The organism is Pseudomonas sp. ZL2 (assembly GCF_054788455.1).
The window spans coordinates 211,315-235,507 of the sequence record NZ_JBGOGX010000004.1 but is presented as its reverse complement, the minus strand read 5'-3'; the positions used below and the strand labels follow the sequence as shown (position 1 = coordinate 235,507).

27 protein-coding genes are annotated in these 24,193 nt (G+C 62.1%); 11 read left to right on the top strand and 16 right to left on the bottom strand.

Going from position 1 to position 24,193, the window contains the following annotated elements; genetic code table 11:
* Window positions 1-78: 78 nt before the first annotated feature.
* From murA to ABM562_RS07040, 7 genes are all read right to left on the bottom strand, one after another.
* The gene (murA, locus tag ABM562_RS07070; RefSeq protein WP_010223372.1) at window positions 79-1,344 is read right to left on the bottom strand and encodes a UDP-N-acetylglucosamine 1-carboxyvinyltransferase; all 1,266 of its coding nucleotides are present in this window, start codon (window positions 1,342-1,344) and stop codon (window positions 79-81) included.
* 23 nt (window positions 1,345-1,367) lie between these two features.
* A complete protein-coding gene (locus ABM562_RS07065; RefSeq protein WP_010223373.1) occupies window positions 1,368-1,607 on the bottom strand; it encodes a BolA family protein in 240 nt (79 codons plus the stop codon).
* A 115-nt stretch (window positions 1,608-1,722) separates the two neighbouring features.
* Window positions 1,723-2,028 (bottom strand): STAS domain-containing protein, encoded by a 306-nt coding sequence (locus ABM562_RS07060; RefSeq protein ID WP_115088579.1) that lies wholly within the window; start codon window positions 2,026-2,028, stop codon window positions 1,723-1,725.
* Window positions 2,025-2,675: an MlaC/ttg2D family ABC transporter substrate-binding protein gene (locus ABM562_RS07055; protein WP_115088580.1), complete on the bottom strand. Its 651-nt coding sequence runs from the start codon at window positions 2,673-2,675 to the stop codon at window positions 2,025-2,027. Before ABM562_RS07055 ends, ABM562_RS07060 begins: the two co-directional genes overlap by 4 nt.
* Before the next feature lie 9 nt (window positions 2,676-2,684).
* The gene (gene mlaD, locus ABM562_RS07050) at window positions 2,685-3,152 is read right to left on the bottom strand and encodes an outer membrane lipid asymmetry maintenance protein MlaD (RefSeq protein ID WP_010223376.1); all 468 of its coding nucleotides are present in this window, start codon (window positions 3,150-3,152) and stop codon (window positions 2,685-2,687) included.
* Window positions 3,152-3,949 (bottom strand): lipid asymmetry maintenance ABC transporter permease subunit MlaE, encoded by a 798-nt coding sequence (gene mlaE, locus ABM562_RS07045; protein ID WP_115088581.1) that lies wholly within the window; start codon window positions 3,947-3,949, stop codon window positions 3,152-3,154. Before mlaE ends, mlaD begins: the two co-directional genes overlap by 1 nt.
* A complete protein-coding gene (locus tag ABM562_RS07040; protein WP_010223378.1) occupies window positions 3,949-4,758 on the bottom strand; it encodes an ATP-binding cassette domain-containing protein in 810 nt (269 codons plus the stop codon). Before ABM562_RS07040 ends, mlaE begins: the two co-directional genes overlap by 1 nt.
* Window positions 4,759-5,002: 244 nt before the next feature.
* On the opposite strand from ABM562_RS07040, the gene ABM562_RS07035 reads away from it, so the two are divergent.
* The 10 genes from ABM562_RS07035 (at window position 5,003) to ABM562_RS06990 (ending at window position 12,013) form a co-directional block, all read left to right on the top strand.
* Window positions 5,003-5,977 (top strand): KpsF/GutQ family sugar-phosphate isomerase, encoded by a 975-nt coding sequence (locus ABM562_RS07035; RefSeq protein WP_115088582.1) that lies wholly within the window; start codon window positions 5,003-5,005, stop codon window positions 5,975-5,977.
* Window positions 5,978-6,502: a KdsC family phosphatase gene (locus ABM562_RS07030; protein ID WP_115088583.1), complete on the top strand. Its 525-nt coding sequence runs from the start codon at window positions 5,978-5,980 to the stop codon at window positions 6,500-6,502. It abuts the gene before it with no gap.
* An 8-nt stretch (window positions 6,503-6,510) separates the two neighbouring features.
* Window positions 6,511-7,086 carry an LPS export ABC transporter periplasmic protein LptC gene (lptC, locus tag ABM562_RS07025; RefSeq protein ID WP_115088584.1) on the top strand — a complete coding sequence of 192 codons (576 nt, stop codon included), beginning with the start codon at window positions 6,511-6,513 and terminating at the stop codon, window positions 7,084-7,086.
* Entirely contained in the window at window positions 7,073-7,597 is a 525-nt protein-coding gene (gene lptA, locus ABM562_RS07020; protein ID WP_010223382.1) for a lipopolysaccharide transport periplasmic protein LptA, read from the top strand. The genes lptC and lptA overlap by 14 nt, the downstream gene beginning before the upstream one ends.
* Window positions 7,598-8,323, top strand: coding sequence for an LPS export ABC transporter ATP-binding protein (gene lptB / locus ABM562_RS07015; protein ID WP_038996944.1), 726 nt, complete (start codon window positions 7,598-7,600; stop codon window positions 8,321-8,323).
* Between the two features lie 179 nt (window positions 8,324-8,502).
* Complete coding sequence (locus ABM562_RS07010; protein ID WP_115088585.1) at window positions 8,503-9,996, top strand: RNA polymerase factor sigma-54; 1,494 nt, start codon at window positions 8,503-8,505, stop codon at window positions 9,994-9,996.
* 81 nt (window positions 9,997-10,077) lie between these two features.
* The gene (gene hpf, locus ABM562_RS07005; protein WP_010223385.1) at window positions 10,078-10,386 is read left to right on the top strand and encodes a ribosome hibernation-promoting factor, HPF/YfiA family; all 309 of its coding nucleotides are present in this window, start codon (window positions 10,078-10,080) and stop codon (window positions 10,384-10,386) included.
* 12 nt (window positions 10,387-10,398) lie between these two features.
* The gene (gene ptsN, locus ABM562_RS07000; RefSeq protein ID WP_233673295.1) at window positions 10,399-10,863 is read left to right on the top strand and encodes a PTS IIA-like nitrogen regulatory protein PtsN; all 465 of its coding nucleotides are present in this window, start codon (window positions 10,399-10,401) and stop codon (window positions 10,861-10,863) included.
* Between the two features lie 2 nt (window positions 10,864-10,865).
* Window positions 10,866-11,720, top strand: a complete 855-nt coding sequence (gene rapZ / locus ABM562_RS06995) for an RNase adapter RapZ (protein WP_045196339.1) — start codon at window positions 10,866-10,868, stop codon at window positions 11,718-11,720.
* Between the two features lie 20 nt (window positions 11,721-11,740).
* The gene (locus ABM562_RS06990) at window positions 11,741-12,013 is read left to right on the top strand and encodes an HPr family phosphocarrier protein (RefSeq protein ID WP_115088587.1); all 273 of its coding nucleotides are present in this window, start codon (window positions 11,741-11,743) and stop codon (window positions 12,011-12,013) included.
* A gap of 14 nt (window positions 12,014-12,027) precedes the next feature.
* Here ABM562_RS06990 and ABM562_RS06985 read toward each other — a convergent pair whose 3' ends face one another.
* The 6 genes from ABM562_RS06985 to pmbA all read right to left on the bottom strand — a co-directional run bounded on the left by ABM562_RS06985 (window position 12,028) and on the right by pmbA (window position 17,368).
* The gene (locus ABM562_RS06985; RefSeq protein ID WP_115088588.1) at window positions 12,028-12,921 is read right to left on the bottom strand and encodes a ZIP family metal transporter; all 894 of its coding nucleotides are present in this window, start codon (window positions 12,919-12,921) and stop codon (window positions 12,028-12,030) included.
* An 11-nt stretch (window positions 12,922-12,932) separates the two neighbouring features.
* Entirely contained in the window at window positions 12,933-13,544 is a 612-nt protein-coding gene (locus ABM562_RS06980) for a superoxide dismutase (RefSeq protein ID WP_134064167.1), read from the bottom strand.
* Between the two features lies 1 nt (window position 13,545).
* On the bottom strand, window positions 13,546-14,007 hold the full coding sequence (locus ABM562_RS06975) for a hypothetical protein (protein ID WP_115088590.1): 462 nt from the start codon (window positions 14,005-14,007) through the stop codon (window positions 13,546-13,548).
* 27 nt (window positions 14,008-14,034) lie between these two features.
* Window positions 14,035-15,411: a class II fumarate hydratase gene (locus tag ABM562_RS06970; RefSeq protein ID WP_460421255.1), complete on the bottom strand. Its 1,377-nt coding sequence runs from the start codon at window positions 15,409-15,411 to the stop codon at window positions 14,035-14,037.
* Window positions 15,404-15,805, bottom strand: a complete 402-nt coding sequence (locus ABM562_RS06965; RefSeq protein ID WP_115088592.1) for a FagA protein — start codon at window positions 15,803-15,805, stop codon at window positions 15,404-15,406. The genes ABM562_RS06970 and ABM562_RS06965 overlap by 8 nt, the downstream gene beginning before the upstream one ends.
* A 216-nt stretch (window positions 15,806-16,021) precedes the next feature.
* A complete protein-coding gene (pmbA, locus tag ABM562_RS06960) occupies window positions 16,022-17,368 on the bottom strand; it encodes a metalloprotease PmbA (protein WP_115088593.1) in 1,347 nt (448 codons plus the stop codon).
* Window positions 17,369-17,476: 108 nt separating this feature from the next.
* Here pmbA and yjgA point away from each other — a divergent pair, with 108 nt between their 5' ends.
* Window positions 17,477-17,998 carry a ribosome biogenesis factor YjgA gene (gene yjgA, locus ABM562_RS06955; RefSeq protein WP_115088594.1) on the top strand — a complete coding sequence of 174 codons (522 nt, stop codon included), beginning with the start codon at window positions 17,477-17,479 and terminating at the stop codon, window positions 17,996-17,998.
* A gap of 42 nt (window positions 17,999-18,040) precedes the next feature.
* Here the strand turns inward: yjgA and tldD are convergent, their stop codons facing one another.
* The 3 genes from tldD to ABM562_RS06940 are packed head-to-tail and all read right to left on the bottom strand — an operon-like array spanning window position 18,041 to window position 24,158.
* Window positions 18,041-19,480 carry a metalloprotease TldD gene (gene tldD / locus ABM562_RS06950; protein ID WP_233673293.1) on the bottom strand — a complete coding sequence of 480 codons (1,440 nt, stop codon included), beginning with the start codon at window positions 19,478-19,480 and terminating at the stop codon, window positions 18,041-18,043.
* A 2-nt stretch (window positions 19,481-19,482) separates the two neighbouring features.
* A complete protein-coding gene (locus ABM562_RS06945; RefSeq protein WP_115088596.1) occupies window positions 19,483-20,334 on the bottom strand; it encodes a carbon-nitrogen hydrolase family protein in 852 nt (283 codons plus the stop codon).
* A gap of 8 nt (window positions 20,335-20,342) precedes the next feature.
* Window positions 20,343-24,158, bottom strand: a complete 3,816-nt coding sequence (locus ABM562_RS06940; RefSeq protein WP_460421252.1) for a YhdP family protein — start codon at window positions 24,156-24,158, stop codon at window positions 20,343-20,345.
* Window positions 24,159-24,193: the final 35 nt, after the last annotated feature.

Genomic DNA, 24,193 nt, shown 5'->3' with positions numbered 1-24,193 from the left:
CCGGCCGGGCACTCAACAGGCCCGACCGCATTAATTCGGTGCAGCAATTGGCTGGCGCGTCCCTGCGCCACTCACAGACTAGCCCGGTACGCGACGGATCTTGGCGCCGAGCATCTGCAGTTTTTCCTCGATGCACTCGTAACCACGGTCGATGTGGTAGATGCGGTCGATCAGCGTATCGCCTTCGGCAACCAGCGCCGACAGCACCAGGCTGGCCGAAGCCCGCAGGTCGGTGGCCATTACTGGAGCGCCTTTGAGGGTCTTGGTCCCGGTAACGATGGCAGTGTTGCCTTCGACCTGGATCAGGGCACCCATGCGGTGCATTTCGTAGACGTGCATGAAGCGGTTTTCGAAGATCGTCTCGATCACCGCACCAGTGCCTTCGGCAATGGCGTTGAGCGAGATGAACTGCGCCTGCATGTCGGTCGGGAACGCCGGGTACGGAGCGGTACGCAGGTTGACGGCTTTCGGCCGCTTGCCGTGCATGTCCAGCTCGATCCAGTCTTCACCGGTGGTGACTTCGGCGCCGGCTTCCTTGAGTTTCTCAAGGACGGCTTCAAGGATGGTCGGATCGGTGTCCTTGACCTTGACGCGGCCGCCAGTAACGGCAGCGGCGACCAGGTAGGTACCGGTTTCGATGCGGTCAGGCATGACGCGGTAGGTCGCCGAACCCAGGCGCTCGACGCCATCGATGGTGATGGTGTCGGTACCGGCGCCCTGGACTTTCGCACCCATGGCGTTGAGGAAGTTGGCAAGGTCGACCACTTCCGGCTCGCGCGCGGCGTTTTGCAGCACGCTGCGGCCTTTGGCCAGGGCTGCGGCCATCATGATGTTCTCGGTACCGGTCACACTGACGGTATCGAAGAAGAAGTGTGCGCCACGCAGGCCGCCTTCAGGGGCCTTGGCCTTGATGTAGCCACCTTCGACCTCAATCTTCGCGCCCATGGCTTCAAGGCCGCGGATGTGCAGGTCGACCGGACGCGAACCAATGGCGCAACCGCCAGGCAGGGCCACTTCGGCTTCGCCAAAGCGGGCAACCATCGGGCCCAGTACCAGGATCGAGGCGCGCATGGTTTTCACCAGCTCGTAAGGCGCGACCAGGGTCTTGATGGTGCGTGGGTCGATTTCGACCGAGAGCTTCTCGTCGATCACCGGCTCAATGCCCATGCGGCCGAACAGCTCGATCATCGTGGTGATGTCATGCAGGTGCGGCAGGTTGCCAACGGTGACCGGGCCATCGCAGAGCAAGGTGGCCGCCAGAATCGGCAGGGCAGCGTTCTTTGCCCCGGAAATGCGGATTTCGCCATCGAGGCGAACGCCGCCAGTAATAATCAGTTTGTCCATTAGAGTCTCGCCGCCAAGTTGGCTCAGGTGCGCTCAGCCCAGGCTGCGCTGCTGAAAAATTTCATGGTTACCGCATGGATGCTGCCATCGGTGATCCACGGGTTAAGGTGAGCATAGATCTGCTGCTGACGCTTGACCGGGCTCAGGGCCGCCAATTCGTCGCTGATCACGTTCAACTGGAAGTTGCAGCCTTCGCCTTCAACTTCGACCCGGGTTCCCGGCAACTTTTCTTCAAGGAAGTTCTTAACTTCTACGGCCTGCATGCTCAACCTCAATCGGCGCCCTTTGCGCGCGGGTCGGCCATCATACAAAAAAGCCCCTCGCCTGCGAACCCCGTAATCGGAGACTCTGACAGAGGGGCCAGTCGCTGGCTGGCGGTCATTGACCGGCCAGCACCTCGTCGAGGTCATAAACCTCGGCGATTTCACGCATGTCCTGGGGCATCGTGCGAACTTCGACGGCCTTGCCGGCCGCCTTGCCATCGCGCATGAAGGCCAGCAGCAGGGACAGACCGACGCTGCTGGATTTCTCCACTTTCGAGCAATCCAGCACCAGGCCCGGGGCCTTGCACGCCGCAATCAAGGCCTTGCCTTCCTTGCGCAAGGCCGGCCCGCTGCGATAGTCGAGCACCCCGGCCAGGCTCAATATACCTGGCTCGCTCATGGTCACGGCGCTGTCGGTCATTGCGCTTGCTTCTCAGCCGCTTGTTCGGTGGTTTCCTTGGCCTTGGCCACTTCACCGGCCCACCCGTCGATGGTCTTGTCCAGGTCGTTGCCGTTGCGCTGCATGGCATCGGCGAACTGGTCACGGAACAGCTTGCCGATGTTGATACCGTTGACGATAACGTTGCGCACCTTCCACTCGCCATTGAGCTTGGTCAGGGTGTACTGCACCGGGTACACGGCACCGTTGTTGCCCTTGACGCTCATGTCGACGCTGGCACGCTCGTCACCATCTTTCTTCTCGCTGCCGACGGTGATGCCCTGGTTGTTGTACTCGAGCAGGGCATTGCCATAGAACTGCATCAGGCTGCGCTTGAAGTTCTCCTGAAAGCGCTGCATCTGCTCAGGGGTGGCCTTGCGCGAATACTTGACGGTCATGATGCTTTTCGAGATGCCATCGGCATCGACAACCGGGCCCAGGTTGGCGTTGAGCGCATCGTAGAACGCGCTCGGGTTGGCCTTGTACTGCTCTTTGTTGGCCTTGAGGTCAGACAGCAACTGGGTGGTGGTCTTCTCGATCACTTCTTTGGGTGACTGAGCAGCCGCACCGGCCATCAATGGCAGCGCTGCCAGCAACACCAGCAAGCCGCGTCGCAGGATAGAAATCATGGAAACTCCTTATTTAGCTTCTTTGCCAACGGTATTGAGCAGGAACTTGCCAATCAGATCTTCCAGTACCAACGCCGACTGGGTGTCATGAATGGTTGCACCATCCTTGAGCACCGCATCTTCTCCGCCCACGCTGATACCGATGTATTTCTCGCCGAGCAACCCGGCGGTGAGGATGGATGCAGTGGAATCGACAGGCAGGTTATCTACCCGTTTTTCCAGCTGCAGCGTCACCCGACCGGTAAAGGTGTCACGATCCAGATCGATGGCAGTGACCTTGCCGATGGTCACACCGGCCATGGTCACTTTAGCTCTGACAGTCAAACCGGCGATATTGTCGAAATTGGCATAAAGTTTATACGTGTCGCTGCTCGGGCTCGCCGACAGGCCGCTGACGCGCAGGGCCAGCAGGATCAGCGCCAGGATCCCGGCCAGAAGAAACAGGCCGACACCGATTTCCAGGGTGCGGTTTTGCATCAGAAATCTCCAAACATCAAGGCGGTCAGAATAAAGTCCAGACCCAGGACTGCCAATGAGGCATAGACCACGGTCTTGGTGGTGGCACGACTGATCCCTTCTGAGGTGGGCTCGCAGTCATAACCCTGGAATACGGCGATCCAGGTCACGACGAAGGCAAAAACCAGGCTTTTGATCACCCCGTTGAGCACATCATCGGTAAAGGAAACACTGTTCTGCATGTTGGCCCAGAACGAGCCTTCGTAGACGCCCAGCCAGTCCACCGCGACCCACGAACCACCCCAGATGCCGACCACGCTGAAGATCAGCGCCAGCAACGGCAGGGAGATGAAACCGGCCCACAGCCGCGGAGCGACAATGTACTTGAGCGGGTCGACACCGATCATTTCCAGGCTGGACAGCTGCTCGGTGGATTTCATGTTGCCGATCTCGGCGGTCAGCGCCGAACCGGCGCGGCCAGCGAACAGCAGCGCGGTAACCACCGGCCCGAGCTCACGCAGCAAGGTCAGGGCGACCATCTGCCCCACCGCCTGCTCGGAACCGTACTTGGTGAGGATGCTGAACCCCTGCAGGGCCAGCACCATGCCGATGAACACGCCGGAAACGACGATGATCGCCAGCGACAGCACGCCCACCGAGTAAAGCTGCCGGACCAGTAGCTGGAAGCCGCCGCCGGTGCCACTGCGCCCTACCAGCGAATGCAGCAGGAACAGAAAGGAACGGCCGAGCACGGCCAGTACGTCGATGGCCGAGCGGCCAAAGCGACGAATACGTTCGAGCATGGATTTTCTGCGCATCAACGCTTCCCCAGAAGATCGGCGCGGTAATCCGGCGCAGGAAAGTGAAAGGGTACCGGGCCATCCGGGTCGCCTTTCATGAATTGACGAATGCGCGGGTTGTCGGAGCCCATCAGTTCTTCTGGCGTACCCTGCCCCAGCACCTGGCCATCACCGACCACATAGATATAGTCGGCAATACTGGCGGTTTCGGCCAGGTCATGGGAAACGACGATGCTGGTGATGCCCAGGGCATCGTTGAGCAGGCGAATCAGCCGCACCAGCACACCCATGGCAATCGGGTCCTGGCCGACGAACGGTTCGTCGTACATGAGGATCTGCGGGTCAAGGGCAATCGCCCGGGCCAGGGCGACGCGGCGCTTCATGCCACCGGACAGCTCGTCGGGCATCAGTTCGATGGCGCCGCGCAAGCCAACGGCCTGGAGCTTCATCAGGACGATGTCGCGAATCATCTCGTCAGACAGCTGGGTATGCACCCGCAACGGGAACGCCACGTTCTCGAACACATCGAGATCGGTGAACAGCGCACCACTCTGGAACAGCACGCCCATCTGCTTGCGGGCATCGAACAGGTCGCTGCGCGACAGGGTCGGCAGGTTCTGCCCGGCCACCCAGACCTCGCCACTGGCCGGACGCAACTGTGCGCCCATCAGCCGCAGCAGCGTGGTCTTGCCGCACCCGGAAGGCCCCATGATGCCGGTAACCTTGCCGCGGGGAATGCGTATATCGACATTATTGAAGATGCTGCGCGAACCGCGCTTGAAGGTCACACCCTTCAATTCGACCGCGTAGGCGTTATCAACGCTCATCTAGACTCCTTGCGATGCAGCCTTCTCACTCAGACGCGCGCCCCCTTCGTGGAGGCACGCACGCGCCGAGCGGGCCGAACAGCGGCGAACTATAGCACCGCTGATAGGGCCGCCCCAAGGCCGCCACGGTGCTTGTTCAGGTATGGTTAAGCTAAGTGGACGACTGTATGACAATCACAAGGTGAGGCTTTTGCCCTTTACCGCTATAATCGCCGCCTTTTCATCAGGCAATCCGATTTTCGACATGAGCCAATCCAGCGACCTGATCCAATCCGCGCAGCGCACCATCCGTTTCGAACTCGAGGCGGTTGAGGGCCTGCTGGCCCACATCGACGCCGATTTCGTCAAGGCATGCGAGCTGATCCTGGCCAGCAAAGGCCGGGTAGTGGTGGTCGGCATGGGCAAGTCGGGGCACATCGGCAACAAAATCGCCGCCACCCTGGCCAGCACCGGTACGCCGGCGTTTTTCGTCCACCCGGCCGAAGCCAGCCATGGCGACATGGGCATGATCACCCGTGATGACGTGATCCTGGCCCTGTCCAACTCGGGCTCGACCGCCGAGATCGTTACCCTGCTGCCGCTGATCAAGCGCCTGGGCATCCAGCTGATCAGCCTCACCGGCAACCCCGACTCGCCGCTGGCCAAGGCCGCCGAAGTCAACCTCGATGCCCGCGTTGCCCAGGAGGCCTGCCCGCTGAACCTGGCACCGACGTCTTCGACCACCGCGGCCCTGGTCCTGGGCGACGCCCTGGCCATCGCCTTGCTCGAAGCCCGTGGTTTCACCGCTGAAGACTTCGCGTTCTCGCACCCAGGCGGCGCCCTGGGCCGACGACTGCTGCTGAAAGTCGAGAACGTCATGCACGCGGGTGAAGAGCTGCCCCAAGTACAACGCGGCACCCTGCTCAAGGACGCACTCCTTGAAATGTCTCGCAAAGGTTTGGGTATGACCGTGGTGCTTGAAGCCGACGGACGGCTGGCCGGGATCTTCACCGACGGCGACCTGCGCCGCAGCCTCGATCGCAACATCGACGTACACAAGACCCTCATCGAAGACGTCATGACCGCCCACGGCAAGACCGCACGCGCCGAAATGCTCGCCGCCGAAGCCCTGAAGATCATGGAAGACCACAAGATCAGCGCCCTGGTGGTGATCGACAAGGACGAGCGCCCGGTCGGCGCCCTGAACATGCACGACCTGTTGCGTGCGGGAGTGATGTAAATGACCCAGGACCTGCTCCAGCGCGGCAAGGCCATCAAACTGGCGGTTTTCGACGTAGACGGCGTACTCACCGACGGACGCCTGTACTTTCTCGAAGATGGCAGCGAATTCAAGACCTTCAACACCCTCGACGGTCAGGGCATCAAGATGCTCATGAACTCGGGCGTGACCACCGCCATCATCAGCGGGCGCAAGACCCCGGTGGTCGAGCGCCGGGCAAAGAACCTCGGCATCCCCCACCTGTATCAGGGGCGCGAAGATAAATTGGTGGTTCTGGACGAGCTTCTTGGCCAGCTCAACCTAAGCTATGAACAGGTCGCCTATCTGGGCGACGACCTGCCCGACCTGCCGGTGATCCGCCGGGTGGGCCTGGGCATGGCAGTGGCCAATGCCGCTACCTTCGTCCGCGAGCACGCCCATGGCGTAACCCGCGCGCGCGGTGGCGAAGGCGCAGCCCGCGAGTTCTGCGAACTGATCCTGCAAGCCCAGGGCAACCTGGACGCGGCCAATGCCCACTACCTGTAGAGCGACACATGTTCAGTAAGAAAATCCGTAACATTGCGCTGTTCAGTGTGCTTGCCGCCTTGCTGGTGGCGGTTGGCTACTGGAACATCAGCCCCGAGAGCTTTCTCGACAACAAGCCGGTAGCCGCGCCCGACCAGAGCGCCATCGACTACTACGCGATCAATGCCCATAGCGTGCAGTTCCTGCCCGACGGCAAGATGCAGTACGAGATGACCGCCGACAAGGTCGAACACCTCAAGGTCAGCGAAGTCACCCTGCTGACCACGCCTGACCTGCAGATGTACCGCGGCACCACCTACCCGTGGCACGTGCAGAGCGAGCGCGGCGAGGTCAACCCCGATGGCAGCGAAGTCGAATTGATCGATTCGGTACGGGTTGCCCGCACCGATGAAAAAAACCGCACCATGATCATTACCACCAGCCGCATGACGGTATTCCCGCAGAAGCAATATGCGCAAACCGAGCAAGCCGTTAGAATCGACGGCGCCGGTGGCGTAACTACGGGCAATGGAATGAAAGCGTATTTGAAAGACGGCAGGATGGACCTGCTGTCCAACGTAAGAGGACAGTATGAGGCTCGTTAAAACCCTCCCCTTTTTGCTCAGCCTGAGCGCAGCACTGGGAAGCGCGAGCGCCTGGGCCCTGCCGACCGACCGTGACCAGCCGATCCGTATCCAGGCTGACCATGCTCAACTGGATGACAAACAAGGCGTCGCCACCTACACCGGTGACGTGATCATCACCCAGGGTTCGATGATGATCAAAGGCAACACCGTGACCATCACCCGCACTGCCGGTGGCGACATCGACGTGGTGACCTCGGTGGGCAACCTGGCCTACTTCGAACAGCAGCAGAGCGCGGCCAAGCCAGACAAGATGCAAGGCTATGGCAAGACCATCCAGTACAATGCGCCGCAAAACCGCATCGTCCTGATCGACCGCGCCAAAGTGATCAACGAAGGCAACACCACCGAAGGCGAGAAGATCGTCTACGACACGGTGAAACAGATCGCTACCGCCGGTCGCGGTGGCAAAGTCACCGAGTCGCGTCCGCGCATCGACATGGTGATCCAGCCGAAGAAGAAGGCCGAGTAAATGGCAACCCTCAAAGCCCAGCACCTGGCCAAGAGCTACAAGAGCCGCCAAGTGGTTCGCGACGTCAGCCTGTCGATCGACAGCGGCCAGATCGTCGGCCTGCTCGGCCCCAACGGCGCCGGCAAGACCACCTGTTTCTACATGATCGTCGGCCTGGTCCAGGCCGATCAGGGCCGCGTCCTGATCGACGACCTCGATGTCAGCCACCAGCCCATGCACGGCCGCGCCCGCGCCGGCATTGGCTATCTGCCGCAGGAAGCCTCGATCTTCCGCAAGCTGTCGGTGGCCGACAACATCATGGCGATCCTCGAAACCCGCAAGGACCTGGACCGCGATGGCCGGCGCAAAGAGCTGGAAAGCCTGCTGCAGGAATTCCACATCAGCCACATCCGCGACAACCTCGGCATGAGCCTCTCCGGTGGCGAACGCCGCCGCGTCGAGATTGCCCGCGCCCTGGCCACCGCGCCCAAGTTCATTCTGCTCGACGAACCCTTTGCCGGTGTCGACCCGATCTCGGTCGGCGACATCAAGCAGATCATCCACCACCTGAAGGCCAAGGGCATTGGCGTTCTGATCACCGACCACAACGTCCGTGAGACCCTGGATATCTGCGAAACCGCTTACATCGTCAACGATGGCCAACTGATCGCCGAAGGCGATGCAGAAACCATCCTGGCCAACGATCTGGTCAAAGAGGTTTACCTCGGCCATGAGTTCCGCCTGTAGGCTCAAGGTGTAAGGCGCAGCCAGAGCGCTCTCGATCAAGCCAGTTCATGGCTTAATTGTTACGGCGCTCTAGGCAAACGCTGCAATTTCAGGCATATAATTTGCTTAAAGTTGGCGCTTCGGTGCCCTTGTAGTGGATGGCGCATGTGCGCCGGCAAATAAGGTGTTAAGCCCCTGCCATGAAACCATCGCTCGTCCTAAGAATGGGCCAGCAACTGACGATGACCCCGCAGTTGCAACAGGCCATACGTCTGCTCCAGCTTTCTACCCTGGACCTCCAGCAGGAAATCCAGGAAGCGCTGGAATCAAACCCGATGCTCGAGCGCCAGGAAGATGGCGACGACTTCGACAACAGCGACCCGATGGCCGACAACGCCGAGAGCAAACCCGTCGCCGAAGTTCAGGAAACCAGCTTCCAGGAGACCGCCCCGACGGTGGACAACCTCGAAGAAGGCGAGTGGAACGAACGCATCCCCAACGAGCTGCCGGTCGACACCGCCTGGGAAGACATCTACCAGACCAGCGCCAGCAGCCTGCCCAGCAACGACGATGACGAGTGGGACTTCACCACCCGCACCTCCGTTGGCGAGAGCCTGCAAAGCCATCTGCTCTGGCAACTGAACCTGGCTCCGATGTCCGACACCGACCGGCTGATCGCCGTGACGTTGATCGACTGCATCAATAACCAGGGCTACCTCGACGAAACCCTGGAAGAAGTCTGTGATTCCTTCGACCCCGAGCTCGACATCGAGCTGGATGAAGTCGAGGCCGTGCTGCACCGTATTCAACAGTTCGAACCGGCCGGCATCGGCGCGCGCAACCTCAGCGAGTGCCTGTTGCTGCAACTGCGCCAGCTGCCGCCGCGCACGCCGTGGATGGCCGAAGCCCAGCGCCTGGTCAGCGACTACATCGACCTGCTCGGTGGCCGTGACTACAGCCAGCTGATGCGCCGCATGAAGCTCAAGGAAGACGAACTGCGCCAGGTCATCGAGCTGGTACAGAGCCTCAACCCGCGCCCCGGCTCGCAAATCGAGTCGAGCGAAGCCGAATACGTGGTGCCGGACGTGATCGTGCGCAAGGACAACGAACGCTGGCTGGTCGAGCTCAACCAGGAGGCGGTCCCCCGCCTGCGGGTCAACCCGCAGTACGCCGGCTTCGTTCGCCGCGCCGACACCAGCGCCGACAACACCTTCATGCGCAACCAGCTGCAGGAAGCGCGCTGGTTCATCAAGAGCCTGCAAAGCCGCAACGAGACCCTGATGAAGGTCGCCACCCAGATCGTCGAGCACCAGCGTGGCTTCCTCGATCATGGCGACGAAGCGATGAAACCGCTGGTGTTGCACGATATCGCCGAAGCGGTGGGCATGCACGAGTCGACGATTTCCCGGGTGACCACGCAAAAATACATGCACACGCCCCGCGGTATTTACGAGCTGAAGTACTTTTTCTCCAGCCACGTCAGCACCTCCGAAGGCGGCGAATGCTCGTCCACGGCGATCCGCGCGATCATCAAAAAACTGGTTGCAGCGGAAAATCAGAAAAAGCCATTGAGTGACAGCAAGATCGCTGGTTTACTGGAGGCACAAGGCATCCAGGTAGCACGTCGCACCGTCGCCAAGTACCGCGAGTCCCTCGGCATTGCACCGTCGAGCGAGCGCAAGCGATTGATGTAACGGCTCCTGAGGTGTGCCACCGCAGTTCAGTGGCAGGCGCAACACCTGCCTCTTATGCACCGGCAACAAAGGAGAAGCTGTATGCAAGTCAATATCAGTGGACAGCATGTAGAAGTTACTCAGCCCCTGCGTGAGTACGTCGAGCAAAAATTGAAACGGCTGGAGGGGCATTTCGACAAGATTACCAATGTGACGGTAATCATGAAGGTCGAGAAGTTGCAGCAGAAGATTGAAGCAACGCTGTTCATTCCCGGCGGCGAAGTGGTTGCAAATGCCGAACACCAAGACATGTATGCAGCGATCGATGCCTTGACTGACAAGCTCGACCGCCAACTGAAAAAACACAAGGAAAAACAGCAAAGCCTGCTGCAAGGTGCAGCGGCCCGCTGATCCCCCTCATCCATGATCCGACTTGAAACCATCCTGACCCCCGGCCGTTCCCTTGTGAACGTGCCGGGCGGCAGTAAAAAGCGTGCGCTCGAACAGATCGCCAATCTGATCGGCAAACAAGTGCCCGAGCTGGACACCCAGGACGTGTACGAAGCCCTGATCGCCCGGGAAAAACTGGGCTCTACCGGCTTCGGCAACGGCATTGCCATTCCGCATTGCCGCCTCAAGGGCTGCGAATCGCCGGTCAGCGCACTGTTGCACCTTGACGCCCCTATCGATTTCGACGCCATCGATGGCGCCCCGGTCGACCTGCTGTTCGTACTGCTGGTCCCGGAAGCGGCTACCGATGCGCACCTGGAGCTGCTGCGCCAGATCGCCAGCATGCTCGACCGCCAGGACGTACGCGACAAACTGCGTGCGGCCACCAGTAACGAATCCTTGTACCAGGTCGTGCTGGACGTACAAAACGGGCACTGAACATGCGCTTGATCATCGTTAGCGGCCGGTCCGGCTCCGGCAAGAGCACCGCCCTCGATGTACTTGAGGACAACGGTTACTACTGCATCGACAACCTGCCGGCGGGCTTGCTGCCGCAGTTGGCCGAAAGCGCCCTGATCAACACTGAATTGATGCAGCCCAAAGTGGCCGTATCGATTGACGCGCGCAACCTGCCCAGCCACCTCTCGCGCTTTCCCGAGTTGCTTGAGGACGCCCGTAGCCGGCACATCCAGTGTGACGTGTTGTACCTGGATGCCGATGAAGAAACCCTGCTCAAACGCTTCTCGGAAACCCGCCGCCGCCACCCGCTAACCAACAACGAACGCTCGCTGGCCGAAGCGATCGAGGTCGAAAGTGAACTGCTCGGGCCGATCGCTGACCTCGCCGACCTGAAAATCGACACCACCAACCTGAACCTGTATCAGCTGCGTGATTCGATCAAGTTGCGCCTGCTCAACCAGCCGGAGCCAGGCACGGCATTTCTGGTCGAGTCCTTCGGCTTCAAGCGCGGCATGCCGGTAGACGCCGACCTGGTGTTCGATGTGCGTTGCCTGCCCAACCCCTACTGGAAGCCGGAACTACGTGACCATTCGGGCCTCGAGCAACCGGTAATCGATTACCTGGCAGCGCAGCCGGATGTCGAGGACATGTTCCAGGACATCTCCAGCTACCTGCTCAAATGGTTGCCACGCTTTGCCGCCAGCAACCGTGCTTATGTCACCATTGCCATTGGCTGCACTGGCGGCCACCACCGTTCGGTGTACCTGACCGAGCGCCTGGGCCAGTTACTGCAACAATCGTTAAAGAACGTCCAGGTCCGCCACCGCGACCTCTAGCCCACAGGACCAGCGCCTCGATGCCCGCAAAAGAAATCACCATCATCAACAAGCTGGGGCTGCACGCCCGGGCGGCGGCAAAGTTCGTTGGAGTCGCTGGCAGGTTCCCCTGCCAGGTTCGCGTAGGCCGAGCCCCGGAATCATTGGTCGATGGCAAGAGCATCATGGCGGTCATGATGCTGGCGGCCGGTAAAGGCACCGCCATTCATCTGCACACAGAGGGCGAACAGGACGATGATGCACTCAAGGCCCTGATCGAGCTGATCAACAATTACTTCGACGAGGGCGAGTAACCGCCCCCGTTTTCTCACGAAAGCGCCGTATCCATCACCATCATCAGGCAGAAGCCGATGCACAGGCCAAGACTGGCCAGCCGGTGATGGCCATTGCTGCGTGATTCCGGAATGATTTCCTGGGTCACCACCAGCAACATCGCACCCGCCGCGCAAGCCAGCCCCAATGGCAGCAACAACTCCGCCACGCTAACCAGCCAGGCGCACACCACCGCCGCCAGCGGCTCGACCAGACCTGAAGCCGCACCGATCAGAAACGCCTTGAAGCGGGCCATCCCCGCCCCTGCCAGCACCAGGGCGATGACCAGGCCTTCGGGCACATCCTGCAAGGCGATACCCATGGCCAGGCTGTCGGCATCAGGCATGCCGCCGCCGGCAGACACGCCAATGGCCATCCCTTCCGGAATGTTATGGGCAATGATGGCGATGACGAACACCCAGATCCGCGCGGCGATCACCGGCTGCTGGGCAGTGCCGACCAGCGCCTCCGGTGAAGCGCCGGAGACCTTCAGGTCCACCAGGTACAGACAGAAGGCCCCGAACAACAAGCCGAAGCTGACCAACCCACCCGCACCCCATTTACCCAGGCCAATGGCCTGGGCGGCATCCAGCCCGGGAATGATCAGCGAGAAAGCCGTGGCTGCCAGCATCACCCCGGCCCCGAAGCCCAGCAGGGTATCGGCGAGCGCCACCGGCATGTTGCGGATCACCAGCACCGGCACGGCGCCCAGGGCAGTGCCCAGGGCGCACAGCGCACCGCCTTCAAGTGCCCGCAACATGCGCGGCTCAAGATCAAGCCAGGCGATACCCTGAGCCACCAGCAGCGCGAAGCCGACCAGCAACAACAGGGTACCGAGCGCCAGGCGAAACAGCCGCACTCCGGCAATGGACATCACATCCGAACGCATACCAGCGCGACTCACACAAGCGCGGCTGCGTAACGACGCTCTACCTCGGACCAGTCGATCACGTTGTAGAACGCGTTGATGTATTCCGGACGGCGGTTCTGGTACAGCAGGTAGTAAGCATGCTCCCAGACGTCCAGGCCGAGTATCGGCGTGTTGCCGTTCATCAGCGGGCTGTCCTGGTTACCACTGCTTTCGACCACCAGGGTCTTGGCCGGGGTCACGCTCAACCAGGCCCAGCCGCTGCCGAAACGGGTCAGCGCAGCCTTGGTAAAAGCCTCCTTGAAGGCGTCGAAACCACCCAATTGCTCCTCGATGGCCTTGGCCACGGCGCCTTGTGGCAAACCCCCGCCCTTGGGCGACATCACCCTCCAGAACAGCGAATGGTTGGCGTGGCCGCCGCCCTGGTTAATCACTGCGTTCTGCAACTTCTCCGGCAACTGCCTGACGCTGGCGACCAGTTTTTCCACCGGCCACTCGGCATACTCGCTGCCTTCTACCGCCGCATTGAGGTTGTTGATATAGGTCTGGTGGTGCTTGCTGTGGTGAATCTGCATGGTCTGAGTATCGATGTGCGGTTCCAGCGCATCGTAGGCGTAGGGCAATGCAGGCAAGGTGTAAGGCATTTCACTGGATTCCATATTGTAGGGGTGAAGGCCCGGCGCTTTCCTGGCCGGCATGCAGGGCCGGCTGCGGCTCGTGCCGGTAGAGCAGGCGTTCGGTACGCGGGTACTGGCCGTACTCGCCGATGAAGCTCAACAACTCGGTGTAGGTCTTGCTGCTGTGGCGCAGCGCAGCTGTGCGCAGCATCGGCGCCATGCGCGGATCCTGGGCGGTCTGTAACAGCCGCTGATGAATGGCGCAGAGGTACTCGGCGCTTTCCTGCGGCTGATTCAGGCGCAGGTGCAGGTCGGCCAGGTTGTGGTGAGCGATGACACAAACGGCCACCGCCTCGTCGGCGTCATGCCAGCGCTCGAACAACACCTGGGCAAGCGCCAGGGCCTGCAGATACAACTCGCGGGCGTCGACCAGCTCGCCCTGTTCGAACAGGCGGTTGGCAATTTCGGTGGTGCGTTTCCAGTGCTGCATGGCAAACCTCCAGAGCGGTGGACCGGCTCAGATCCCGCCAGCGGTGAGCTTTTCCGGGTCGAGCAGCGCTTCAAGCTGGCTGCGCGGCAGGTCGGTATGTTCCAGGGCCACGTCAATGATCGGGCGTCCCTGCTTGTAGGCGGTCTTGGCGATCTCGGCAGCCTTCTGGTAGCCGATGATCGGGTTCAGCGCGGTCACCAGGATCGGGTTGCGCGCCAACGCTTCCTTGAGCTTGGGCTCATTGACCTTGAAGCTGGCAATCGCCTTGTCGGCCAGCAAGCGGCTGGCGTTGGCCATCAGCTCGATACTGCTGAGCAGGTTCTGGGCGATGATCGGCAGCATCACGTTGAGCTCGAAGTTGCCCGACTGCCCGGCCACGGCGATGGTTGCGTCGTTGCCGATAACCTGCGCGGCAACCATGGCGGTCGCTTCCGGAATCACCGGATTGACCTTGCCCGGCATGATCGAGGAGCCCGGCTGCAACCCTTCGAGCTCGATTTCGCCAAGGCCTGCCAGCGGCCCGGAGTTCATCCAGCGCAGGTCGTTGGCGATCTTCATCAGCGCCACGGCGGCGGTCTTGAGCTGACCGGACACCGCCACGGCGGTGTCCTGCGAGCCGATCAGGGCGAACAGGTTCTGCCCCGGGACAAATTCGACGCGGGTCAGCGCGGTCAGTTGCTGGCTGAAGCGCGCGGCGAATTCAGGGTGGGCATTGATGCCAGTACCTACGGCAGTGCCGCCCTGGGCCAGCGCCTGCAGGCTTGGCAGGGTGGCCTGTAGATGGCCGATGGCCGCCTTGATCTGCGCCGCCCAACCACCCAATACCTGGCTCATGCGCACCGGCATGGCGTCCATCAGGTGGGTGCGGCCGGTCTTGATGAACGGATGCACCTGCTCGGCCTTGGCGTCGATCACCTTGACCAGGTGGTTCAGCGCCGGCAGCAGCTGCTCGTGCAACGCCAGGGCGGCACTGACATGAATGGTGGTGGGAATGATGTCGTTGCTGCTTTGCCCGCAGTTGACGTGATCGTTGGGGTTGACCGTGTCGCCCAGCACGCGGCTGGCCAAGGTGCCGATCACCTCGTTGGCGTTCATGTTCGAGCTGGTACCGGAGCCGGTCTGGAAGATATCCACCGGAAAGTGCTGCATGAAGTCACCGGCCAGCAGTTGCTCGACGGCTTTGACGATCGCCTCGCCCCGGGCCTGGTCCAGCTGCTTGAGCTCGATATTGGCCTTGGCCGCGGCAGCCTTGGCCAGCAGCAGCGCGCGGATGAACTGGGTCGGCATGCGTTGCTGGCTGATCGGGAAGTTGTTCACCGCGCGCTGGGTCTGAGCGCCATACAGGGCCTCGGTCGGCACCAGCAGTTCACCCATGCTGTCGCGCTCGATACGGGTATTACTCATCATCAAGTCCTTGCATCAGTTCATCGTAGGAAATCGAAGGCAGCAGCACGCAGTTCGCCAGTTGCAGGGCGAAGGGCTGCCAGCGCTGGTTGTGTTCGCGACGGTCGAGGTTGCGCAGTTCCAGCAGCGGTCGCCAGGCCTGGTCCAGGCACAGGCAGCGCCAATGCCAGGGCAGCGCGCGATCGCAGGCGGTATCCAGCAGCAGGCGGAAAGAGGTCAAGGCGACGGTCCAGGCGCTGGTATCGGTGCAACACACCAGATAGCGGCCTTCGGTGAGGTAGTGTTCGATCAGCCGCGGCTCGTCCGGGTCAAGGGCACAGCGAATGCGCCGGCTCAGCCAGCGCCAGTTTTCCAGGTAGGGCAATTCGTGGAGGACTGGTTTCATGAACATCATCGCCTAGATAATGATATTCATTATTAAGTGATAATCAGAATCAGTTCAAGGAAATGAAAAAAGAAAAACAAAAAGCCCGACACATGGCCGGGCTTTTGGAGGGGGTGTAGGAACGGGCTCTACCCGCTCGATCACTGGCAAGTCCAGCTCCCACAGGTCCAGCTTACATAGAACCATTGTGGGAGCTGGCTTGCCAGCGATGAGGCCGGTAGGGGCTTAACTGCCCGCTACGGTCATCCGCTCGATCAACACGGAGCCTGTGTGGATATTGCTGCGGGTTTCCAGATCATTACCAATCGCGACGATTTGCTGGAACATATCCTTCATATTGCCGGCGATCGTCACTTCTTGAACGGCGAACTGAATCTCGCCGTTTTCTACCCAGTAACCTGCGGCACCACGGGAATAGTCGCCAGTCACCATGTTCAGGCCATGGCCCATCAGCTCGGTGACCAACAGGCCACGGCCCATGCGCCGCAGCAAGGCAGGCTGGTCTTCTACACCATGGGTAACAAACAGGTTATGCACGCCACCGGCGTTGGCAGTACTCGGCAAGCCGAGCTTGCGCCCGGAATAGGTACCCAGTACGTAGGACACCAGCTGGCCATTTTCAACGAACGGTTTGGCGTAGGTCGCCAGGCCGTCACCGTCGAACGCAGCACTGGCCAGCGCCCTTTGCAGGTGCGGACGCTCGTCCAGGGTCAACCAGGAAGGGAACAGGCGCTGGCCCATCGCGCCGTCGAGGAACGATGACTTGCGGTACAGGTTGCCGCCGGAAATCGCCGAGAGGAAGCTGCCGAACAACCCGCCCGCCAGCTCGGCCGAGAACAGCACCGGCACTTCACAGGTCGGCACCGGGCGTGCGCCCAGGCGGCTCGCCGCCCGTTGCGCGGCGCGTATACCGATGCTGCGCGGGTCAGCCAGCAATTCGCCCTGGCGGTTGACGTCATACCAGTAGTCGCGCTGCATCTGCCCGTCGGCTTCGGCGATCATCACGCAGCTCAGGCTGTGCCGGGTCGAGGCGTAGCCGCCGATGAAGCCATGGCTGTTGCCATAGACGCGGCAGCCCTGGTGAGTGTTGAGGGTGGTACCGTCGGCGTTCTTGATCCGCGCATCGGTGTCGAACGCCGCAGCCTCGCACTCCAGGGCCTTTTCGATGGCCTGCTCGGGGGTGATGTCCCAGGCGTGATACAGGTCGAAATCCGGCTGTTCACGGGCCATCAGCGCCGGGTCGGCAAGCCCGGCGCACTCGTCTTCGGAGGTGTGCCTGGCAATCGCCAGGGCCGCGGCAACGGTTTCCCGGATCGCCTCGCTACCGCTGGCCGAAGTGCTCGCCGAGCCCTTGCGCTGCCCCACGTACAGGGTGATACCAAAGCCCTGGTCGCGGTTGAACTCGACGGTCTCGACTTCGCGCTGGCGCACCGAGGTCGACAGCCCCTGCTCCAGCGATACCGCCACTTCACAGGCACTGGCCCCCTGGCGCCTGGCTTCGGCGATGATCTGTTCGACCTGTTCCTGCAACGCCGGCAGGGCCTGCGGACCTACGCTCTGGACTGCACTCATGGTTTTCTCCACTCAAATTCTGCGTTCGGCACGGGTCAATCTACGACCGGACCGGACAAGCGGCCCCCGACTGGTTATCATGGCGGCGATTCTCAGCGGACTGCCCCCATGGTTGATTCTTACGACACCGCCTTTGACGGCGAAAAAAGCAAAACCCAGATCAAGCGCGAGATGCAGGCGCTGGTCGACATGGGCGAGCGCCTCACCACGCTCAAGCCCGACACCCTGGCCAAACTGCCGTTGACCGACGAACTGCGCGCGGCTCTGGAAGAACACAAGCGGCACACCGCGAACGAGGCCAAGCGGCGTCACAAGTCGTTCATCGGCAAGCTGATGCGCGACCAGGACATCGACGCGATCAATGCCCTGCTTGACCAGCTCGACGCATCCTCGCGCCAGTACAACGAGCGGTTCCACAACCTCGAACGCTGGCGCGACCGGCTGATCGACGGTACCGACGAAGTCCTGGAGAAGTTCGTCCAGGAGTTTCCGGAAGCCGATCGCCAGCAGCTACGCTCGCTGATCCGCCAGGCCCAGCACGAGCTTGCGCGCAACAAGGCACCAAGCGCGAGCCGCAAGATCTTCAAGTACATCCGCGAACTCGACGAGGTCCAACGCGGCCTGCGTTGAGCCCCGCACACGGGCAGGCGCCCTGCCTGCCCGGTTTCATCTTCATGCGCCCGTGCCACCGACGGTGATCGCATCGATCTTCAGGGTCGGCTGGCCAACGCCCACCGGCACCGATTGCCCATCCTTACCACAAGTACCGACACCGCTGTCCAGTGACAGGTCGTTGCCGACCATCGATACCCGGCTCATGGCTTCCGGCCCGTTGCCGATCAGGGTTGCGCCTTTGACCGGGGCGGTGATCTTGCCGTCTTCGATCAGGTACGCCTCGCTGGTAGAGAACACGAACTTGCCGCTGGTGATGTCCACCTGGCCACCGCCGAGGTTGGCGCAGTAGATGCCCTTTTTCACCGAAGCGATGATTTCTGCCGGGTCGCTGTCGCCGGCACGCATGTAGGTGTTGGTCATGCGCGGCATCGGCAGGTGCGCGTAGGATTCGCGGCGGCCGTTGCCAGTGCGGGCCATGCCCATCAGGCGGGCATTGAGCTTATCCTGCATGTAGCCCTTGAGAATGCCGTTCTCGATCAGCGTGGTGCACTCGGTCGGCGTACCTTCGTCATCGACGCTCAGCGAACCACGGCGGCCTTCCAGGGTACCGTCATCGACAATGGTGCACAGGCTCGAGGCGACCTTTTCGCCCATGTGGCCGCTGTAGGCCGAGCTGCCCTTGCGGTTGAAGTCGCCTTCCAGGCCATGGCCCACCGCCTCGTGCAGCAACACCCCGGACCAGCCCGAACCGAGCACCACCGGCAGGGTACCGGCCGGCGCCGGAATGGCTTCGAGGTTGACCAGTGCCTGACGCAAGGCCTCACGGGCAAAGCCCATGACCCGTTCGTCGGTGAAATAGCGGTAATCGGTGCGCCCGCCACCACCATGACCGCCACGTTCGCGGCGACCGTTCTGCTCAACGATGACACTGACGTTGAAGCGCACCAGCGGGCGAATGTCGGCCGCCAGGCTGCCATCGGCGGCGGCGACCAGAATGCGCTCCCAGACCCCGGCCATGCTCACGGTGACTTGCTGGATACGTGGATCGAGCTTGCGCGTGGCGGCGTCGACGCGCTTGAGCAGCTCGACCTTTTCGGCGCGGCTGATCACCTCAAGCGGGTTGTCGGTGCCATACAGCTGGGTAACGTCCTGGCTGTTGAACGCCTGCACGCTGCCGTTCTGCCCGGCACGGGAAATCGAACGGGCCGCGCGGGCCGCCGAGGTCAGGGCTTCAAGGTTGATGGCGTTACTGTAGGCAAAGCCGGTCTTCTCGCCGGACTGGGCACGCACGCCCACGCCTTGGTCAAGATTGAAGCTGCCTTCTTTGACGATGCCGTCTTCCAGCGCCCAGGATTCGGAAATCTGCCCCTGGAAGTACAGGTCGGCGGCATCGATGCCTGGCCCGGCCAGCTCGCCCAGCACCGACTGCAGGCTGTCGAGGGTCAGGCCGCCCGGCGCCAGCAGGTGTTCGCTGACAGTGGATAACATCTCGCTCATAGTCACTCCGAGGTGTGCGCAGGCCGCAAAGCGTCCTGCGAGAAAAAGCGCCGGTGCAAGGTCACCGGCATCCGCGCCCGGATGGACGCTTGTTCGCTGCTGTCGCGTTCGCTCAGCAGCACGGCTTCGCCACTTGCCTGTTCGGCGACGATGCGCCCCCAGGGGTCGACGATCGCCGCATGGCCATAGGTTTCCCGCGGCCCCGGGTGGGTTCCGCCCTGGGCCGCGGCCAGGACATAACATTGGGTTTCGATGGCCCGCGCCCTGATCAGCACTTCCCAGTGCGCGGCACCCGTCACGGCGGTGAAGGCCGACGGTGCACTGATCAATTCGGCCCCGGCCTCGCGCAACGCGCTGTACAGCTCGGGGAAGCGCAGGTCATAGCAGACGCTCAGGCCCAGGCGTCCCACCGGGGTATCGGCGACCACCACCTGCCCGCCATGGGCATAGTCATCGGATTCGCGATAGCGACCGCGGTTATCGGCCACATCGACATCGAACAAGTGCAGCTTGTCGTAGCGCGCCACCTGCTCGCCGTGCTCATCGATCAGCAAGGAACAGGCATGGGACTTGGCCTCGGCCTGGCCGACCGGCGGCAACGGCAAGGTACCCGCCACTATCCATAACTTGAGGTCGCGAGCTGCCTGTTTCAACCAGGGCAGGATCGGGCCTTCGCCCAGCGCTTCGGCACGGCCGATTGCAGCGCTGTCACGCCGGCCCATGGCGGCGAAGTTCTCCGGCAGCACGGCAAGCCGCGCGCCACCTGCGGCCGCCTGCTCGAGCAGGTGCCGGGCTCGTTCCAGGTTGGCCAGAACGTCGCTCTGGCTGACCATCTGGATAACCGCTGACTTCATGCCGACTCCTAGCGCGATTTTTCGAAGGGTTTGATAAAGCTAATCTTAGGCTCTTTCCACGGCCCCTCGACGCGATAATGCACACTGGCGTAACGCGCCACCCGATCACCGAGCAGCCGGTCGACCAGGAACAGCGCCCCGCCGATGGCCGGCGCTCCGACAATCAGCGCGGCAATCGGCAGGTTGTTGGTCACCGGCAAGGTGACCAGCAGGTTGGCATCGACCCGGTCGCGGACCATGTCCAGGGTACCGTCCAGTTCAAGATTGCTCGAGGGGCCGGTCACGGTGATCGGTTCACGGGTCACATAGACCCCCTCACTGGCCACCAGCAGGCCCTTGACCCGGTCGTAGCTCAGGCCTTTGTCGAGCAAGTCGGAAAAGTCCAGGCGCAGGCGCCGGCCAATCGAGTTGAAATTGAGCAGGCCGAACACCCGCAGGGCCTGGGCACCGCCTTCGACTTCAACGAACTGGCCCTTGCGCAAGGCGGCATCGAGGCTACCGGAGAAACGCTTGAGACCGACCCAGGCCGGTGAGCCGGGCCAGCGACCATCGACATCCAGGCGAAAATCTCGGCTGGTAACCGTCGGCGCGAAGTTGAAGGCCTTGAGGATGTCCGCCAGGTTCTTGCCTTCCAGGCGGCCCTTGTACCAACTGCTGCTAGCTCCCGGGACGCCTTCCCAACCGCCGTTACCGTCGATCTGCAGGCCTTTGACGTTGACGTCCAGGTCATTGAGGGCGATGCCCTTGGCGGTCGGGCGGACTTTTACCGCCCAGCTGCCGAGCGGGTCGTCACCGCGGAACAGCTTGTCGATCGATAGATCAACGGCCGGAATCTTGCGCGGATCGATGCTGGCCATCGGGTCCGGGCCATCATCGGAAGTAGTTTCAGCAGGGTCGGCAGCCGGCAGGTGAATGGTCTGCAGGTTGATCACCATCGGCGCGCCCTTGGCATCAGGGATGCGTGCGTTGCCGATGACTTCCTTGCTGTCCAGGCGCACGGCCCACAGGTTGCCGCCGCGGTCCACACGCACCACCGCCTGGGCCAGGTTCAGGCCAAAGCCCTTGAGCTGGCCGATGCTCAGGTCGACGCCGCGCAGCATCTGCTTGGCGCTGCCACCGGGGTCGTTACCGGCAACGCGATCAAGCTGTTTCTGCCAGGGTTCCAGGTCCAGCTCTGCCAGACGACCACGCACCCGCAGGCCCTGGCCCGGTGGCAACTGGGCGGTCCCGGCGCCGAAGAGCAATTCGCCGCGCCCCTGGTCGAGCTTGTCCATGGGCGCCGCATAGATCGCCTTGGCGACATCGGCGTAAGTGACATTGAACCGCCGCTCCGGCCCCTGCAGGCTCATGCTGAACTGGCTGTTGCGAGTCTCGTTGGCGGCCTTGCCGAAAGGCGCGGGCAAGTCCACCGCCAGGCCCTTGAGGCTGGAATCGACCGTCAGCTGGTTGTCGCGACTGCCCAGGCTCACCTGCAACTGGTAAGGCAATTCGCCGGACAGCGGCAAGGTTTGCTTGAGCTGCAGCCAGTCAGTCAGTGCCTTGAGGGGCATCTGACCTTTGGCGTTGACCCGTGTCTGCAACTGACCAGGCTTGCCTTCGGCAAAGATTTGCGCGGTCATCGGCTTGTCGAAGGCCCGCGCACTGATGTTCTCGCCACTCAGGCCCTTGTCGAAGTCAAAGCGGAAGTCGCCCTTGAGCTGGTGCAACTCCAGGGCGGGCGAGGCGATCTTCAGCCGTGCGTCGCGGGTATCGAAGTCGACCACGATCTTCGGTTGCTGGCCTTTGGCCAAGGGGATATCCAGCTTCAACTTGCCCTTGAGGCTGCCCTCGCCTTCCCAGCCGGCGAAAATCTGCCCGGTACCGATAGGCGCATCCTGGAGGATTTTCAGGCCGTCACCGAGCCCGCCGTCGAATTCGCCGTCCAGATACAGGTGATTGTGTTCACCGGCCGCAACATGGGGAATGTTGACCGCCACGTTACGCACCTGGGTATTGAGCAACTGCCCGCTTTGCGCCTTGATGCGTACGCCATCGTCGTCGATGAAGACATCACCCGTGACTTTCTGCACCTGCGGCCAGCCCGGCTGGAAATCCAGTGCGGCATCGTGGACCTTGAAGAACAGGCTGATACTGCGGGCCTGCTCCGCGGCACCATGATTGAGCGAACCCTGGTACTGGAAATAACCTTCATCGACCGCGCCTTTGAGGATTGCCGTGCGCAGCCACTCATCCAGCGCCGGGCTGAGCACCTCGGGCAGGTACTTGGCGGTGTAACGACCATCACCCTCGACCAGGCCGACGCGCAGGTCCATGTAGTCTTCGCGGGTTTCATCGAACAGCAGGCGAATCAGGAAGTCGCCAGCGATCTTGCCCTCTTCGCCCAGCACCTTGAGATACGGTGCAATCAGGGTGAAGCCTTCCTGGTCCAGGCGCCAGGTCAGACGCGCGTTGGCCTTCTGGTAGTGCCAGGGTTTTTCGAAGATCGGGTACAGGTGCAGCATGAAGGCATCGGTATCCAGGCGCAGTTCGCCCTGACCGAGGTCGCCGCTGATGCTGCCGCTGACATTCCCAGCGGCCGGGGCACCGTGGTAGGCGTCGAAGCCAACCCGCTCCAGGTTGGCGGCAAAGCTCAAGCGCTGGTCACCGGTCGCTTTGGGCCGGACGTCCAGGCGCACATTGCGCAAGGCGCCGGTGACCTTGAGGCCATCGACCACGGCCATGAGTTTTTCCGGCAGCGGCGCCAGTGCATCGACCAACGGGGTAACCGGCGTCAGATCGAGGCGGTCGGCCTGGATCTGCCAGGTTTCTTCGCTGGTTTCAGTGGCGGCCGTCTGCTTGAGCTGCAGGTGGGACTCCCAACGGGTCTTGCCCAGGCTCATGGCCAGCGAGTCGACCAGTACGTCAACGCCCTTTTCGCCTCGCTGGAACCAGGCATTGAGGGCCAGGTTGTCGATCTGCACCGGCTTGCGTTCGGTGTAGTTACCGCGCAGCTCCGGCGCATTGAGGCGAACCATCGCGCTCTGCAGCTGGCCCTTGCCCCAGTTCACCCAGAACTCGCCGCCCGCACGCAGTTCGGCAGCCTGCCACTTGCCCAGCAGGCGCGGCGGCAGCCAGCGCGCCCAGTCGCTCTGGGGCAGGCTGAGGTAGGCATCGATTTCACCATCGCGCCACTGGCTGGGGCGAATGCGGCTGCGCAGGCTCAACGCCAGCGGCTGGCCATCGGGCAGGGTCACCCGCGCGTCCAGGCGCTGACGCACGCTGCCCGTCTGCAGGCCGAGGCTGACGTAGGTGAGGGTCATGGGGTCGCGCTGGAACGGCTCCAGGGTCACCTGGCTGTCGACCACCGTGACTTTGGACACAACCTGTACCTGCTTGAGCAGTTGTTCGGGGTCCAGCGGCTGGTCGTCTTTTTTCGGCAACCCTTCCAGGGCCCAGGCGCCGCTTTCATCTTCGCGCAGGCTCAGGTGCAGGCCGCCGACTTCAAGGTTAGCCAGGCGCACCTGGCGCTGAACCAGACTGGCCCAGAGGTCAGGCACCAGCTTGACGCCATCCAGGCGCAGGGCACTCGGCCCTTCGCCGACCTGGATGTCGCGTACCCGCACTATCGGCGCCAGGCCGCTCCAGTGCCCTTCCAGGGCGCCGATATGCACCGGCATGCCCAGGGCCTGCTCGGCCTTGTCTTCGACTTCGGCCCGGTACTCGGCCACCAGCGGGATGAACTGCCGGCCAAGACTGACATACAGCGCCACCAGAACCGCCAGCAAGGCACTGATGCCCAGCCCCCAGCGGGTCAAGGCGCCGAGAACGCGCATCAGTCGTTCCATGCCAGTGGCCCTCCGGTTCGTGCCTTAACTATGGC